Source organism: Nocardia africana NBRC 100379 (assembly GCF_001612635.1).
Classification (GTDB): domain Bacteria; phylum Actinomycetota; class Actinomycetes; order Mycobacteriales; family Mycobacteriaceae; genus Nocardia; species Nocardia africana.
Genome location: NZ_BDAV01000011.1, coordinates 70,545 through 85,476, shown reverse-complemented (window position 1 = coordinate 85,476; position 14,932 = coordinate 70,545). Strand labels below are relative to the sequence as shown.

The window sequence follows — 14,932 nt, the reverse complement described above, 5'->3', positions numbered from 1 at the left end:
ACCGACGTACCGAACCGAGACATGCCGAACCGAAAGCTGACGACCATGCCGGATCTGGGAGCGCAGGACCATATAGTGCTCGGGCTCATCGCCCGGCACGGCCCGCTCACGCCCTACGAACTCAAAGCGCGCATGGAGGAGAGCGTCGACTACTTCTGGCCGGTGCCGCATGCGCAGCTCTACCGCATTCCGGCCCGGCTGGCCGAGCGTGGCCTGCTGCACGAGGACGCCGAGGAGACCGGCCGCCGGCGACGGGTATTCCAGCTCACCGACGCCGGACGCGAGGCGTTACGCGCGTGGCTAGCCGATCCGCAGTGTCCGCCGCCGGAAACGCGTGATCCGGCGCAGGTGAAATTGTTCTTCGCCGACCTCGGCGCACCGGAGGATGTCGTCGCCCTCGCGCGCCGCCAGGCGGCCGAGCACCGCCGCTGGCTCGACCGCTACCGCGCCATGCACGCCGAGATCGACCCGGCCGATACCGTGCGCGCCCAATCCCGTTCCCGCATCCTGGAACTCGGCATCGGCCACGAACAGGCGTACGTCGACTTCTGGACCGAACTCGCCGACCATCCCGACCGGATCGGGCGCGGCGATTCGGAACCGGTCAGCCGGTGACGACGGCGTAGGCGAATCCGTCCCAGCCTTTGCTGCCCACGGTCTGCAGCACGGTGGCCTCGAGCCGCGGCTCGTCGGCGAGCAGGCGCAGCGCTTCCCGCGCCCCACGGACCGCGGGATCGCCGGGATCGCCGTCGGCCAGGGCGCCGCGGCGCACGACATTGTCGACGATGATCACCGAACCGGGGCGGGTCAGCCGCAGCGCCCACTGCACGTAGTTGGCGTTGTTGACCTTGTCGGCGTCGATGAAGACCAAGTCGAAGGGCTCGCCGTGGTCTTCGGCGACTCCGGGCAGGGTGTCCAGCGCGGCGCCCACCCGGATCTCCACCCGCTCCCCCACACCCTTGCGGTCGAGGTTGGCGCGGGCCACCTCGGCCTGGTGCGGATCGTATTCCAACGTCACGACGCGCCCCTGCGGGCCCACCGCACGCGCCAGCCACAGCGTGCTGAACCCGCCGAGCGTGCCGATCTCGAGCCGCCGCGCCCCGGCCGACAACGCGAGCAGATACAGGAATTTGCCCTGCGCCGGTGAGACGTCGATGGGCGGCAGGCCCGCGTCGGAATTCGCCTGCGCCACATCGGAATCGGCATCGCCGATCAAGGTGTCCACGACGTAGCGGTCGACCTCGCCCCATCCGGCATTCGTCATATCGGCCAGTGTGCCACCGCGACCGCACAGGCGCAGCGCCGCACCGTCCACGGGACTCAGAACAGGAAGTAGCGCTGCGCCATCGGCAACTCGGTGGCGGGCTGCTGGTCCCACACCTCACCGTCGATGCGCACGGTGAAGGTGTCGGGTTCCACCTCGATACGCGGCATCGCGTCGTTGAGCGGCAGATCGCTCTTGGTCCGGCGGCGTACATCGGCCACCGGCACCAGCTTCCGCCGCACCCGCAGCCGCTCGGCCAGCCCGTCCTCGACGGCCTGCGGGGAGACGAAATGCAGCGACGTGCCCGCCGCGACCACGGGTGCGGCGCCGAACATCGGCCGCGGCAGGACCGGTTGCGGTGTCGGTATCGAGGCGTTGGCATCGCCCATCGCCGCCCATGCGATCGCACCGCCCTTGAGCACCGCGTGCGGGCGCACGCCGAAGAAGGCCGGCTCCCACAGCACCAGATCGGCCAGTTTGCCGACCTCCACCGACCCGATCTCGTGGTCCAGTCCGTGCGTCACCGCCGGGCAGATCGTGTATTTCGCGATATAGCGGCGCACCCGATGGTTGTCGGCGGCCCCGTCGCCGGGTAGCGCGCCGCGGCGGCGTTTCATCATGTGCGCGGTCTGCCAGGTCCGCATCACCACCTCCCCGATGCGGCCCATCGCCTGCGAATCCGAGCCGATCATCGAGATCGCGCCCAGATCGTGCAGCAGATCCTCGGCGGCGATGGTCGAGGGCCGGATCCTGCTCTCGGCGAAGGCGAGATCCTCGGGCACGGCCGGATTGAGATGGTGGCACACCATCAGCATGTCCAGATGTTCGTCGAGGGTGTTGACCGTATGCGGGCGAGTCGGATTGGTGGAACTGGGCATCACATTCGGGTGCGAGGCGACGGTGATGATATCCGGCGCGTGCCCGCCGCCGGCGCCCTCGGTGTGATACGAGTGGATGGCCCGCCCGGCGATCGCGGCGAGGGTGTCCTCGACGAATCCGGCCTCGTTGAGCGTATCGGAATGCAGCGCGACCTGGACGCCGGCGGCATCGGCCACCCGCAGGCAGGCGTCGATCGCCGCCGGGGTGGTCCCCCAGTCCTCGTGCAGCTTGAATCCGCCCGCGCCGCCGCGCAGTTGCTCCCACATCGCCTCGGGACGCACGGTATTGCCCTTGCCCAGCAGCAGGATGTTGACCGGCCAGCCGTCGGTGGCCTCGAGCATGCGGCCCAGATGCCAGGCGCCGGGCGTGACCGTGGTGGCCTTGGAGCCCTCGGCCGGGCCGGTCCCGCCGCCGATGAGGGTGGTGATCCCGCCGCCGAGCGCCTCGTCGAGCAACTGCGGGCAGATGAAGTGCACGTGGCAGTCGATCGCACCGGCGGTGAGGATGCGGCCGTTTCCGGCGATGATCTCCGTCGACGGGCCTACCACCAGATCCGGATGCACGCCGTCCATGGTCTCCGGATTGCCGGCCTTGCCGATCGCGCAGATGCGGCCGTCGCGAATGCCGATGTCGGCCTTGACGATTCCCCAGTAGTCCACGATCACCGCGCCGGTGATCACGGTGTCCGGGGTGCCCTCGACCCGGGTGGCGCGGGCCTGGCCCATCGATTCGCGCAGGACCTTGCCGCCGCCGAACACGGCCTCGTCCCCGGCCAGTCCGGGTCCGCCGCAGCGATCTTCGGTGATCTCGATCAGAAGATCGGTGTCCGCTAGGCGAATTCGATCCCCGACGGTGGGGCCGAACAGCGTGGCGTAGCGAGCGCGGGACAGTTCCGCCATCAGTCGACCGGCCTTCCGTCTGTGTCGCCGGCCCGGTTCGCCACCGGTCCGAGCGGTCCCGGCGCGTCCGGGCCGATCCCGTACACCTCGCGGCTGCCACCCAGCGGCACCAGCGAAACGCGTTGCGCCAGGCCGGGTTCGAAACGCACGGCGGTACCGGCCGGAATGTCGAGGCGGCGCCCGTGTGCCGCGACCCGATCGAAGTCGAGGGCTGTGTTGGCCTGCGGGAAGTGCACATGACTGCCCACCTGCACCGGCCGGTCGCCGGTATTGACCACCTCGAGGTCGATCCGGTCGGCGCCGGCATTGATCTCGATCGAGCCGGGGGCGAGCAGATACTCCCCTGGCACCGGGCCGGAGCCGCCCTCGGCCGATATCGCGCTCATCGGTGCCCCTCAGCCGATCGGGTGATGCACGGTCACCAGTTTCGTGCCGTCGGGAAAGGTGGCCTCGACCTGCACGTCGGGGATCATCTCCGCAACACCCGCCATGACGTCGTCGCGGGTGAGCACGGTGCGGCCCGAGGACATCAGCTCGGCGACGGTGCGGCCGTCGCGGGCGCCCTCGAGGACGTGGTCGGTGATGATCGCGACCGCCTCCGGATGGTTGAGCTTCAGCCCGCGAGCCCGCCGCCGGCGCGCCAGTTCGGCCGCGTAGCTGAGCATCAGCCGTTCCTGCTCGTGCGGTGACAGGCGCACATCGACTCCTCGGCTGTTCGGGCGTACGGTGCTCGATATCTTGGCACGGCCGTACCGGGTGCGCTCGCCGGGACGGGCGCTCCGCTCGCCGGCGTCAGGCCTTCGCCGCGCCGTCCGCGGTGAGATTCTGCAGCCGCACCTGCCCGCGAGCGACCAGCCGGTCCTGCTCGTCGGTGATCTGCACCTGCCACAGCTGCTGGGAGCGGCCCTGATGAATCGGGGTGGCCACGCCGCGCAGGCTGCCCTCGCGGACCGCGCGCAGGAAGTCGGTGTTGTTGTTGACGCCCACCACATGTCCGCGGTCACCGAACCAGACACCACCGCCGACGCTGGCCAGGGTCTCGATGATGGTGCAGTACACCCCGCCGTTGACGATGCCCGCGGGCTGATGCAGCTGCGGCGAGACCACCCACTCCCCGACCACACGGTCGGGTCCGACCTCGGTGTACTTCAGACCGATGAGGTCGGTGAAAGTCCCCTCGCTGTAGCGGGTCATCTGCTCGGGCGTGACATCCGCCAGGGAGCGAGCCTCGAATCGGTCGTGCTGTGTCATGGAAAAACACTTACACCACCCGAGTACCGCCCGGTACAGCGGTGCCGCACACCCGACCACGCACGGGACGGGTAATCGAACAGCACACCCGGCGACGAAATGTGAAAATCGTTGTACCGCAGGGCCATACGTACTCACAGCGATACGGCTACGGTTGTGATCACGGCGAGCGCAACCCTCGCTCACACACCCGCGCGGCCCTACCGTGGCGGCCATGACAGCCGCATCGGACACTCCGCTCAACGACATCGTCGACGCCACCGCACAGGCCGTGGCGGGCGATCCGGCGAAGGCGCAGGTCCTGTTTTCCGCTGCCGGAGTCGCGGAGGGCGCCGTCGGCAGCGCCGTCACCGCCGGCGCCTACACGGTCCGGGTGGACGAGCCGGCCGCGCTGGGCGGCGCGGGCACCGCGCCGAATCCGGTCGAGTTCTATCTCGCGGCGCTGATCTCGTGTCAGGTGGTGACCTACCGGTTCTGGGCCCAGCGCCTGGGCATCGTCGTCGACGATCTGCGCATCGCCGCCGAGGGTGACCTCGACGTGCGCGGCTTCTTCGGGCTCGACGACACCGTGCGCGCCGGATTCCAGCAGGTCCGGGTGAGGGTGCACATCGACGGCCCGGAGCCGGCGCAGCGCTACGCTGAACTGCAGGCCGCCGTGGACGCCCACTGCCCGGTCCTCGATATCTCCACCGGGCCGACGCCCGTACTGACCACACTGATCACCCCGGAGTTGGAAAACTCCACAGTTCCCGCCTGATTCCTCGCGAATCGGGCATTCTGGGGCGGCGCACCGCCGCCTCGTGCGCGACGACCCATCCCTCTACACCTTTTGGAGCTGAAACCCATGACCGACTCCGTCGAGCCGAACGATCCGGCGCAGAACTGGAGCTTCGAGACCAAGCAGGTCCACGTCGGCCAGATTCCCGACGGCACCACCAACGCTCGCGCGCTGCCGATCTACCAGACCACCTCCTACACCTTCCGCGACACCGATCACGCGGCGGCGCTGTTCGGCCTGGCCGAGCCCGGCAACATCTACACCCGCATCATGAACCCCACCCAGGACGCGGTCGAGCAGCGCATCGCCGCCCTCGAGGGTGGCGTGGCGGCACTGCTGCTGTCCTCGGGCCAGGCCGCCGAAACCTTCGCGATCCTCAACATCGCGGGCGCCGGTGACCACATCGTGTCGAGTCCGCGCCTCTACGGCGGCACCTACAACCTGTTCCACTACACGCTGCCGAAGCTGGGCATCGAGGTGTCCTTCGTCGAAGACCCCGACGATCTGGAGCAGTGGCGCGCCGCGATCCGCCCGAACACCAAGGCGCTCTACGGCGAGACGGTGTCCAACCCGCAGAACCACATCCTGGACCTGCCGGGCCTGGCCGAGGTCGCCCACACCGCCGGTGTGCCGCTCATCGTGGACAACACCGTGCCGACGCCGTATCTGATCCAGCCGCTGAAGCACGGCGCCGACATCGTCGTCCACTCGGCGACGAAGTATCTCGGCGGCCACGGCGCGGCGATCGCCGGTGTGATCGTCGACGGCGGCACCTTCGACTGGACGGTGACCGACGAGCAGGGCAACTCGCGATTCCCCGGCTTCACCACCCCCGACCCCAGTTACCACGGCGCGGTCTTCGCCGATCTGGGTGCGCCGGCCTACGCGCTGAAGGCGCGGGTGCAGTTGCTGCGCGACCTCGGCTCCGCGGTGGCCCCGTTCAACGCGTTCCTCATCGCCCAGGGGCTCGAGACGCTGAGCCTGCGGGTGGAGCGGCACGTCGCGAACGCGCAGGCGGTCGCCGAATTCCTCACCGAGCGGCCGGAGGTCACCAGCGTCTTCTACGCGGGCCTGCCGTCGTCGCCGTGGTACGAGCGCGGCCGCGAGCTGGCCCCGAAGGGCACCAGCGCGATCGTCGGCTTCGAGCTGGCGGGCGGTGTGGACGCGGGTAAGAAGTTCGTCGACGCGCTGACCCTGCACAGTCATGTCGCCAATATCGGCGATGTGCGTTCGCTGGTCATCCACCCGGCGTCGACCACGCATTCGCAGCTGACTCCCGAGGAGCAGCTGGCCGCGGGTGTGACGCCGGGTCTGGTCCGGCTCGCGGTGGGCATCGAGGGGATCGAGGACATCCTCGCCGACCTGCGGACCGGTTTCGCCGCCACGCACTAGTTCTCACCGGTGCCCGGTCCGCCGCCTCCACGGCGGTGGGCCGGGCATCGCCATGTCTGCGAAACACGCACCAGCACATCGAGGTTGGTGCGCGGAAGCCGGGAAACGACGCGGCGGGCCCTTCGTGACGAAAGGGCCCGCCGCGGGCAGTGGACCGGGGAGTCGACCGCAGCCCTCGGGACTCTCGCTCGATCCGGACGCCGGGTCGAGTGTAGGTCAGGCTTACCTAACCAAGCAAGAGCGACGCACCGGCAACCCGCGTTCGGCCAATGCCAGCAGCAGCGCCTGCCCCCGCTCGGTTCCGATATCCGCGCCGGTCCGCGCCAGTTCCGGGACGTAGGTGGCCGCACCGCGGACGGATTCGCCCACCAGACTCCAAAATCGCGCCCGGTCCAGCCCGGCGCAGCGGTGCAGGCTCTCGCACACCAGCGTCAGCGCCGCCTCGCAGCGATGCGCCAGCCACAGCGACAGCGCTCGATCGCACGGCAGCGTCACCACCCCCGGCCGCCCGGCCAGCGGATCACCGGCTACCACGCGAATCGTCGTATCCGACAGGCCCGCCCAGTCCAGCCCGCCGTCGTTGTCGCTGTGCACCCACAGATTCTCGAGCCCCGGATCCCAGGCCCGGTTGTCGCACACCATCAGCGCTACCACCCGGCCGACCACGGCATGGATCAGCGCGGTGGCGACCACCTCGGCGGCGATCTCGGCGCTGGCCATCTCCGCCGCGTGCCGCCGATACATCAGCTCGATGCGACCTTCCCGCACCCCGTCCGCCGGCCGCCACCAGCGCCGGCGCCCCTGTTCGGCCATCGCCGCCACGGCGTAGACCCGCGGATGCCCGGGCTGCAACGCGCGCAGCCGGACGCAGATCTGTTCGAACGCCGGCTCGACACGGCGGGCCGGGGAAATCGTCACTGGTTCGGACATCGAACCCCCTCAACGTTCGGCATTACGGTCGGCAACGGAAGATAGGTTAGGCTTACCAGACTTGTACGGCCAGAGGTTGCCGCGCAAGTGCTCGATCGCCATGAAACGCGTCACCCAGGAGTCGTTCGCCGCCGTGTCCGCCGCAGTCACCACCCCTCGTCGCCGCGCGACCGGCCTGGCACTCCTGGCCGGGGTGCTACTGCTCGCCGTCGTCGCCGGAGTCGCCGTCGGCGCGAAATCCCTGTCCCCGGCCGAGATCTGGCACGCGATCTCCTGTCCGAACGGGGTGCCGTTCACCTGCGCTGCCGACGGGCAGGCCGATCGGATCGTGCGCGAATTGCGCCTGCCCCGAACGGTTCTCGCACTGCTCACCGGCGCCGCACTCGGCATCGCCGGTGCGCTGATCCAGGGCTACACGCGCAATCCGCTCGCCGATGCCGGATTGCTGGGACTCAACGCGGGCGCGGCGTTCCTGGCCGCGCTCGGCATCCATCTGTTCGCTCTCACCCAGCCGAGCCAGTACATCTGGTTCGCCTTCGCCGGAGCACTGGCCGCCGGTGTGGTCGTGTTCGGCGCGGCGGCGACCGGTGGCAGCCGGGCGACCCCGTTGACGCTGGTCCTGGCCGGTGCGGCGGTCACGGCACTGCTGCAGGCGCTGACCAACGCGGTGATCCTGCTCGACCCGGCCGCGCTGGACACCTACCGCTTCTGGGTGGTCGGCACACCCGCCGGACACGAACCCGCGGTGGCGGCCCAGGTGGTGCCGTTCATCCTCGCGGGAACGGTGCTGGCGATCCTCGCCGCGCCCGGGCTCAACGCGATCGGACTCGGCGAGGACGTGGCGCGCGGGCTCGGGGTGAACATCGCGCGCAACCGCGCGATCGGACTGACGGCGGTGGTGCTGCTGACCGGCGCCGCGACGGCCGCGGTGGGCCCGATCGCCTTCCTCGGATTGGTCGTTCCGCACCTGGGCCGCATGATCACCGGCCCCGATCACCGCTGGCTGATTCCGTATTCGGCGCTGCTCGGCGCGATCGTGCTGCTGCTGGCCGATGTCGTCGGCCGGGTGATCGCACCGCCCGGCGAGTTGCAGGCCGGTATCGTGCTGGCCGCGATCGGCGCACCCTGTTTCATCGCCCTGGTGCGCCGGCGGAAGGTGGCCGAACTGTGAACGCGCGCAGCGATATCCGCACATCCGATACCGCGGGCACGGAATCGAATACCGGGGCGGAGACCAACGGAGACGGACAGAGCGTGGACACCGGCACCGAGGCGACGTCCGACTCCGTCGGCGATCCGCGGAGCGCTCCCGGCGCGGGCCGATCCGGCGTGGCGCTGACCCGGGTGCGCCCGGCGGTGCGCATCGCCGGAATGTCTGCGGTACTTCGTCTTTCGATGCTGCTGACGCTGCTCGTCCTCGCGGCGGCGATCGTGGTGGTGTTCGTGGTGGACATCGCCGTCGGCGACTATCACATCGCCCTCGACCGCGTGCTGGACGTGCTGACCGGCGGCGGGACGCGCTCGCAGCGCTACGTCGTCATGGAATCGCGACTGCCGCGAGCGGTGACCGCGCTGGTGGCCGGAGCGGCGCTCGGCATCGCGGGCGCGATCACCCAGTCGATCCTGCACAATCCGCTCGCGAGCCCCGACGTGCTCGGCATCACCTCCGGGGCAAGCTTCGCCGCGGTGGCGGTGCTGGCCGGTGCGGGCGGCACCGCCACCGGAATCGTCGCGTCACTGGGTGTTCCGCTCGCGGCACTGGCGGGCGGACTCGCCACGGCCGCATTGATCGGCATCCTGGCGCTGGGGCGCAACAGCGGCGGCGACACCGGACTGAGCGGAATGCGGTTCATCCTCATCGGGATCGGGGTCAACGCGCTGCTGCTGGCCGGTATCAACTGGCTCGTCACGCGGGCGAGCCTCGACGACGCCGCCCGGGCGCAACTGTGGCTCACCGGCTCGCTCAACGGCGCGGACTGGAATCGGACGACGGCGGCGACGGCCGGACTCGTCGTCGTGGTGATCATCGCGGCGGGTTCGGCGCGCACCCTGGCCGCCCTGCGCTTCGGCTCCGACACCACCCGCGCGCTCGGTGTGCGCGTGCAGACCCGGCAGTTGGTGCTGATCGGCGCCGCGGTGGCGGCGGCCGCACTGGCCACCGCGGCGGTCGGCCCGCTGGCCTTCGTCGGGCTGGCCGCGCCGCAGATCGCCCGCCGCCTGCTGCGCACACCGGGCGAGCCGGTCATCGGCTCGGCGCTGACCGGCGCGCTGATCGTGATCGCCGCCGATGTCGCGGCCCGGACCGTCGTCCCGGTCGACTTGCCGGTGGGTCTGGTCACGGCCGCGTTCGGCGGACCGTTCCTGCTGTTGCTGCTGATACGCGTGAACCGGAAGGCGACATTGTGAGCACCCGAACCCCGCCCCGCAACACCGGTCGCGACGACGCCCACCGCCTCACCGCGGAGGACATCACCCTCGCCTACGGCGGGCGCGTCATCGTCGACGGCCTCAGTGTGGATATCGAACCCGGCCTCATCACCACGGTGATCGGCCCGAACGGCTGCGGCAAATCCACGCTGTTGCGCGGGCTGGGCCGGCTGCTGCGGCCGACTGCGGGCCGAGTCCTGTTGGACGGCAAGGCGATCGCCACCATGAAGACGCGCGACGTCGCCCGCATCGTCGGCATGCTGCCGCAGACACCGGTCGCACCGGAAGGCCTGACCGTGGCCGATCTGGTCGCGCGCGGCCGTCACCCTCACCAGTCCTGGCTGCGGCAATGGTCGGCCGACGACGAAACCGAGGTCGCCCACGCCCTCGCCCAGACCGGCGTGTCGGAACTGGCCGACCGCACCCTCGACGAACTGTCGGGCGGCCAGCGCCAGCGGGCGTGGATTTCCATGGCACTGGCCCAGGGCACCGACATCCTGCTGCTCGACGAACCGACCACCTATCTGGATCTGGCCCATTCGCTGGAAGTCCTCGACCTCGTCGACCGGCTGCACGACGATCTGGGCCGGACCGTCGTCATGGTGTTGCACGACCTGAATCTGGCCATCCGCTACAGCGACCGGCTGATCGTCATGCGCGAGGGCCGCATCGTCGCCCAGGGCGCGCCGGGCGAGGTGATCGACACCGAACTGTTGCAGACGGTCTTCGGCCTGCGTGCCGAGGTGCACACCGATCCGGTGTCGGAGCGCCCGATGATCGTGCCGATCGGCGCGCGGCACGTCGTCGGCGCTATCGGCGGACCGCGCCCGGCCCGTGCCGACACGGGTTCCCCGACCGGCTTATGAAAAATCCCACATAGCTACCGACCGGTTACGACGAACCGTAGTACGCATTTGTGTCGTTGCCTCCGTAAGCTGGAGGGATGGCAGGTCTTGGTGAACTCGAGAAAGCGGTCATGGACCAGTTGTGGTCGGCCGATGAACCGCAGACGGTACGGCAGGTCCATGAAGCCCTCGCCGCGCGCCGCGAGCTCGCGTACACCACGGTGATGACGGTGCTACAGCGGCTGGCGAAGAAGAATCTGGTCGTGCAACAGCGCGACGACCGGGCACATCGGTACGCGCCCGTGCACACCCGAGACGAGCTCGTGGCCAGTCTGATGGTCGACGCGCTGCAGCAGGCCGACGAAGTCGGTTCCCGGCGCGCTGCGCTCGTGCACTTCGTAGAGCAGGTCGGAAAGGATGAGGCTGCCGCACTCCGCGATGCACTCGCTAAGCTCGAAGCAACCGAGACCGCGCGCAACCCGTCCGAGGACGAGAACACCGCATCCGACGACAACGGAGTCGCCCCGCCGCAGTAGCTGCGTGGTGCTCTCCGCCGCCGCGATCTCGGGCCCCTGGCCCCACAACGCAGTGAGCTGAGTATGAACGCAACCGCGCCGGTCTTCGCCGGTCTCGCTTTGCTTCTCGCGGGACCGGTCCCGGCTCTGCTCAGCCGAGCCACCTGGCCGTACCGGACACCCCGCGCGGCGCTGGTGTTGTGGCAGGCGGTCGCGCTGGCAGCGGTGTTGTCGGCGTTCGGATCCGGGCTGGCCATCGCCAGTCTGCTGCTGGTCCCGGGTCCCGACGGTCGCCCCACCACCTCCCCGACCAAGGAGATCGACGCGCTCGGCCTGGGCCTCTGGCTGATCTACGTCGTCGTCTTCGCGCTGACCCTGCTGGTCGGCGCGCGCCTGATCTATGCCGCGATCCGGGTCGGCGTGCACACCCGCCGCCGCCGGGCGCGGCACCGGATGCTGGTCGACCTGCTCGACCAGGGCGGCGACACCGGCCACGGCGATCTGATCGCGGCCTCGCCGCTGGCCGGTACCCGTGCCGCGGATATCCGCGTCCTGGCCGCCGCCGAGCCCATCGCCTACTGCCTGCCCGGTCTGCGCCAGCGCGTGGTGCTGAGCCAGGGCACATTCGCGAACCTGTCGAAATCCGAGCTCACCGCGATCGTGAGCCACGAACGTTCGCATCTGCGCGCGCGCCACGACCTGGTGCTGGAGGCGTTCACCGCCGCGCACGAGGCGTTCCCGCGGGTGGTGCGCAGCAAGTCCGCGCTGGATTCGGTGAAGCTGCTGATCGAATTGCTCGCCGACGATTCCGCCGTCAAGGTCACCGGCCCCACCCCGCTGGCCCGCGCGCTGGTGACCTGCTCGAACTCCACCGCCCCGCAGGGAGCCATGGCCGCCGGCGGACCCACGACGCTGATCCGCATCCAGCGCTTGACCGGTCCGCTCGGCGATCTGCGCATCGCGACCGCGGCCTACGTGACAGCCGCCGCGATCCTGGTGGTGCCGACCCTCGCGGTGGCGATTCCGTGGCTGGTCGAATTGAACCGGTTGCTGAGTGCCTGAGCGACGGCGTTCACCGGCGTCTCGCGGCCGGCATGCGAACAATCGCGGGGACAAGCCTTTCGGACGCGGCGGCCCTCGAGGCGCGCGACCCCCGGACGGTTCCGCACGGGCCGGGTCCGGCCGGACGACGGGAGAGCGCACGGGACGATCGGACCGCACCCCCGATGCCGGAGACCGGGCACCGAAGGACCGTCGCCGCGGCGGGCCCGATACCGAACCCGCGACTCCGAGTCGCGACGGTTCTCGCCATCGGGCCCCAGTCGCAGGACCCGGCTTCGCGGAACTCGGCCTGCCGGTCGAACTGGTTCAGACGTTGCGACGGGACCGCCTCGAGACGGCGTTTCCCATTCAGGTCGCGGCGATTCCGGATGTGCTCGCCGGACGTGATGTGCTGGGACGCGCGGCCACCGGTTCCGGCAAGACGCTGGCCTTCGGCCTGCCGATGCTGGTCCGGCTGCGCCGCGGCGCGTCCGCACCACGCCGCCCGCGGGCGCTCGTCCTCGCCCCGACCCGCGAACTGGCCCTGCAGATCGAGGCAGCCCTCGACGAGGCGGCGCTGTCGCTGGGCCTGCGAGTGGCGACGGCCGTCGGCGGTGTGCCGATCAAACGGCAAGCCGACCGCCTGACCCGCGGCGTGGACCTGCTGGTCGCGACCCCCGGTCGGCTCACCGACCTCATCGACCAGGACAAGGTCGGCCTGGACGCGGTGCGCGTGGTCGCGATCGACGAGGCCGACCACATGGCCGAACTCGGCTTCGTCGACCAGATCCGCGCGATCCTCGACCGCCTACCCGCCGACACTCAGCACCTGCTCTTCTCCGCAACTCTGGACACCGCCGTCGACACACTGGTGCACACCTACCTGAACAACCCCGTCCACCACGACGTCACGACGACCGCGAACCAGCGGCCACCGACCGCCGAACAAGCCGGGAGCCGCGCGGCAGAAGCCGAGCCCGCACCCGCAGCCCCTGGCACGCAATCCACGAACCGCGCGGCGCCGGCCGAGGACGGGCCCGGTGACACCGAAAAGAACGCCGGGCGCCGTGCCGAATTGCTTTCCGGCACAGCGAAGCTCGCCCACTACCTCGTGCAGGTGCGAGCATCCGACAAGCGCGCCGTGGTCGCGGAGATCGCCGCACGGGACGGACGCACCCTGCTGTTCGTGCGCACCCAATACGGCGCGGACAAACTCGCGCGGCGACTACGGGAGGTGGGCGTGGGAGCCGTCGCGCTGCACGGCGGTCTGAGTCAGGCGCAGCGCACGCGCACCCTGGCGGCCTTCTCCTCCGGCGTGGAACCGGTGCTGGTCGCCACCGATGTGGCCGCGCGCGGTATTCACGTCGACGACGTCACGCTGGTCGTCCATGTAGATCCCGCCGCCGACGCCAAGGACTATCTGCATCGCTCCGGCCGCACGGGCCGGGCCGGCGCGGGCGGAACAATCGTCACGATCAGCACCGATGCGGACACGGAAACCGTGCTCCGCGAGGCCGCGGTGGCGTTCGAGCAGCTGCGCGTGCGACCGGGCGACTCCCGGCTGGCCGAATTGGCCGGGGCCCGCCCGCCGACCGGACGCCCGCTCCCGGATCCGGCCGCCGCCCCGTCTCAGGCGGCCGCCACGCAAGAAGTCGACACGCCTGGAAAGCCCGGGCGAAACTCCCGGCCGCCCCGCTCCCGCAAGCGCCGCGCCAACTGATCCGACATCGGCCCCGGGTTTCCACTGCGACTTCGTACAGCCGGCCTACCGCGCCCCCTCGTACTCGCCCCGCACATCCGTACCGACCCCTGAAAAGGTCGCCGTCTGCTCGGACCGCGCCCTCGGCATGCCGTGGTCTCGACCGGCTGTCCACCGCGCAGCGTCGCTTCACCGTCAGTTATCCGGAATACCGTCCACCACAACGGATTTCATTGCTTCGATGCGCGAACCGTCCTTCAGGTCCACGCCGGATCGTCCCAGCGCACGCGCACCCGCGACCAGGCCCGCGACCACCGCCGCGGCCTGCCGATACCCCAGACCCTCGGGCGGATGGATATTCGACACGCAGTTGCGTTCGGCATCGGTGCGGCCCGGGCGGGGCTGGTGAGTGAGGTAGATGCCGAGGCTGTCGGGCACCGACAGGCCGGGGCGTTCGCCGATCAGCACCAGCACGGTGCGCGCGCCGAGGGTCGCACCGACATGGTCGCCGATCGCCACCCGCGCCTGCGTCGCGATCACCGGCGGGGCCAGCGCGTAGTGCGGAGCGAGTTCATCGACGAGGGCGGCGAGCAGATCCGGGCCGTGGGTGGCGAGCGCACGCGGCGACAATCCGTCGGCCAGCACGAAACCCACATCGAAAGCACTGGGCGACAGGGTCTTTCGCATCACCGGGAACTCCTCGGGTTCTCGTCCCAGATCGGGCCGGCGCAGATATTCCGCGCGGTCACGTGCCCGGCTGCGCACCCGGATCGGCGTCCCGATGCCCACCGCGGTGACACGTTCGCACAACGCGTCCACGTCCACGGATGTGTGCACGGCGTCGCGCGCCACCGAATGCGCGGCCCGGAATTCCAGCACTCGCGCGGTGGGCAGCGCATCACCGGTCCGCCCGAGCCCGATCCGCGCCTGCGTCACCCCACGCAATTCCCGCCAGAACAGCTCGCCCGCATCCACCCCGACGGCGTCCCCACTCTCCGCACTCGTGCTCACT

Annotated in this window: 16 protein-coding genes; 9 read left to right on the top strand and 7 right to left on the bottom strand. The window is 70.2% G+C overall.

Annotated features, from left to right (window positions below; genetic code table 11):
- Positions 1–21: 21 nt before the first annotated feature.
- Positions 22–615 (top strand): PadR family transcriptional regulator, encoded by a 594-nt coding sequence (locus tag NA3_RS19450; protein WP_062965061.1) that lies wholly within the window; start codon positions 22–24, stop codon positions 613–615.
- Here the strand turns inward: NA3_RS19450 and NA3_RS19445 are convergent.
- The 5 genes from NA3_RS19445 to NA3_RS19425 all read right to left on the bottom strand — a co-directional run bounded on the left by NA3_RS19445 (position 605) and on the right by NA3_RS19425 (position 4,293).
- The gene (locus tag NA3_RS19445; RefSeq protein ID WP_062965354.1) at positions 605–1,264 is read right to left on the bottom strand and encodes an O-methyltransferase; all 660 of its coding nucleotides are present in this window, start codon (positions 1,262–1,264) and stop codon (positions 605–607) included. The two genes, NA3_RS19450 and NA3_RS19445, sit on opposite strands and share 11 nt — an antisense overlap.
- Before the next feature lie 56 nt (positions 1,265–1,320).
- A complete protein-coding gene (locus NA3_RS19440; RefSeq protein ID WP_062965060.1) occupies positions 1,321–3,042 on the bottom strand; it encodes an urease subunit alpha in 1,722 nt (573 codons plus the stop codon).
- On the bottom strand, positions 3,042–3,428 hold the full coding sequence (locus NA3_RS19435) for an urease subunit beta (RefSeq protein WP_062965059.1): 387 nt from the start codon (positions 3,426–3,428) through the stop codon (positions 3,042–3,044). Before NA3_RS19435 ends, NA3_RS19440 begins: the two co-directional genes overlap by 1 nt.
- Positions 3,429–3,437: 9 nt before the next feature.
- Positions 3,438–3,740 (bottom strand): urease subunit gamma, encoded by a 303-nt coding sequence (locus NA3_RS19430; protein ID WP_062965058.1) that lies wholly within the window; start codon positions 3,738–3,740, stop codon positions 3,438–3,440.
- Positions 3,741–3,834: 94 nt separating this feature from the next.
- Positions 3,835–4,293, bottom strand: coding sequence for a PaaI family thioesterase (locus NA3_RS19425; RefSeq protein WP_218021852.1), 459 nt, complete (start codon positions 4,291–4,293; stop codon positions 3,835–3,837).
- 214 nt (positions 4,294–4,507) lie between these two features.
- Here NA3_RS19425 and NA3_RS19420 point away from each other — a divergent pair, with 214 nt between their 5' ends.
- The gene (locus tag NA3_RS19420) at positions 4,508–5,050 is read left to right on the top strand and encodes an OsmC family protein (protein WP_062965057.1); all 543 of its coding nucleotides are present in this window, start codon (positions 4,508–4,510) and stop codon (positions 5,048–5,050) included.
- An 87-nt stretch (positions 5,051–5,137) separates the two neighbouring features.
- The gene (locus tag NA3_RS19415) at positions 5,138–6,463 is read left to right on the top strand and encodes a bifunctional o-acetylhomoserine/o-acetylserine sulfhydrylase (protein ID WP_062965056.1); all 1,326 of its coding nucleotides are present in this window, start codon (positions 5,138–5,140) and stop codon (positions 6,461–6,463) included.
- 222 nt (positions 6,464–6,685) lie between these two features.
- Here NA3_RS19415 and NA3_RS19410 read toward each other — a convergent pair whose 3' ends face one another.
- A complete protein-coding gene (locus NA3_RS19410) occupies positions 6,686–7,393 on the bottom strand; it encodes an IucA/IucC family C-terminal-domain containing protein (RefSeq protein WP_062965055.1) in 708 nt (235 codons plus the stop codon).
- 100 nt (positions 7,394–7,493) lie between these two features.
- Between NA3_RS19410 and NA3_RS19405 the strand changes: the two genes are divergently transcribed.
- The 6 genes from NA3_RS19405 to NA3_RS36105 all read left to right on the top strand — a co-directional run bounded on the left by NA3_RS19405 (position 7,494) and on the right by NA3_RS36105 (position 13,941).
- Entirely contained in the window at positions 7,494–8,564 is a 1,071-nt protein-coding gene (locus NA3_RS19405; RefSeq protein ID WP_062965054.1) for a FecCD family ABC transporter permease, read from the top strand.
- Between the two features lie 200 nt (positions 8,565–8,764).
- Positions 8,765–9,799: a FecCD family ABC transporter permease gene (locus NA3_RS19400; protein ID WP_084491740.1), complete on the top strand. Its 1,035-nt coding sequence runs from the start codon at positions 8,765–8,767 to the stop codon at positions 9,797–9,799.
- The gene (locus NA3_RS19395; RefSeq protein WP_062965053.1) at positions 9,796–10,686 is read left to right on the top strand and encodes an ABC transporter ATP-binding protein; all 891 of its coding nucleotides are present in this window, start codon (positions 9,796–9,798) and stop codon (positions 10,684–10,686) included. Before NA3_RS19400 ends, NA3_RS19395 begins: the two co-directional genes overlap by 4 nt.
- Before the next feature lie 77 nt (positions 10,687–10,763).
- Positions 10,764–11,201, top strand: a complete 438-nt coding sequence (locus NA3_RS19390) for a BlaI/MecI/CopY family transcriptional regulator (protein WP_051024559.1) — start codon at positions 10,764–10,766, stop codon at positions 11,199–11,201.
- Positions 11,202–11,264: 63 nt separating this feature from the next.
- Positions 11,265–12,242 carry a M56 family metallopeptidase gene (locus NA3_RS19385; protein WP_062965052.1) on the top strand — a complete coding sequence of 326 codons (978 nt, stop codon included), beginning with the start codon at positions 11,265–11,267 and terminating at the stop codon, positions 12,240–12,242.
- 313 nt (positions 12,243–12,555) lie between these two features.
- The gene (locus NA3_RS36105) at positions 12,556–13,941 is read left to right on the top strand and encodes a DEAD/DEAH box helicase (protein ID WP_227995258.1); all 1,386 of its coding nucleotides are present in this window, start codon (positions 12,556–12,558) and stop codon (positions 13,939–13,941) included.
- Positions 13,942–14,115: 174 nt separating this feature from the next.
- Here NA3_RS36105 and eutC read toward each other — a convergent pair whose 3' ends face one another.
- Positions 14,116–14,931: an ethanolamine ammonia-lyase subunit EutC gene (eutC, locus tag NA3_RS19375; protein WP_227995260.1), complete on the bottom strand. Its 816-nt coding sequence runs from the start codon at positions 14,929–14,931 to the stop codon at positions 14,116–14,118.
- Between the last annotated feature and the right edge of the window lies 1 nt (position 14,932).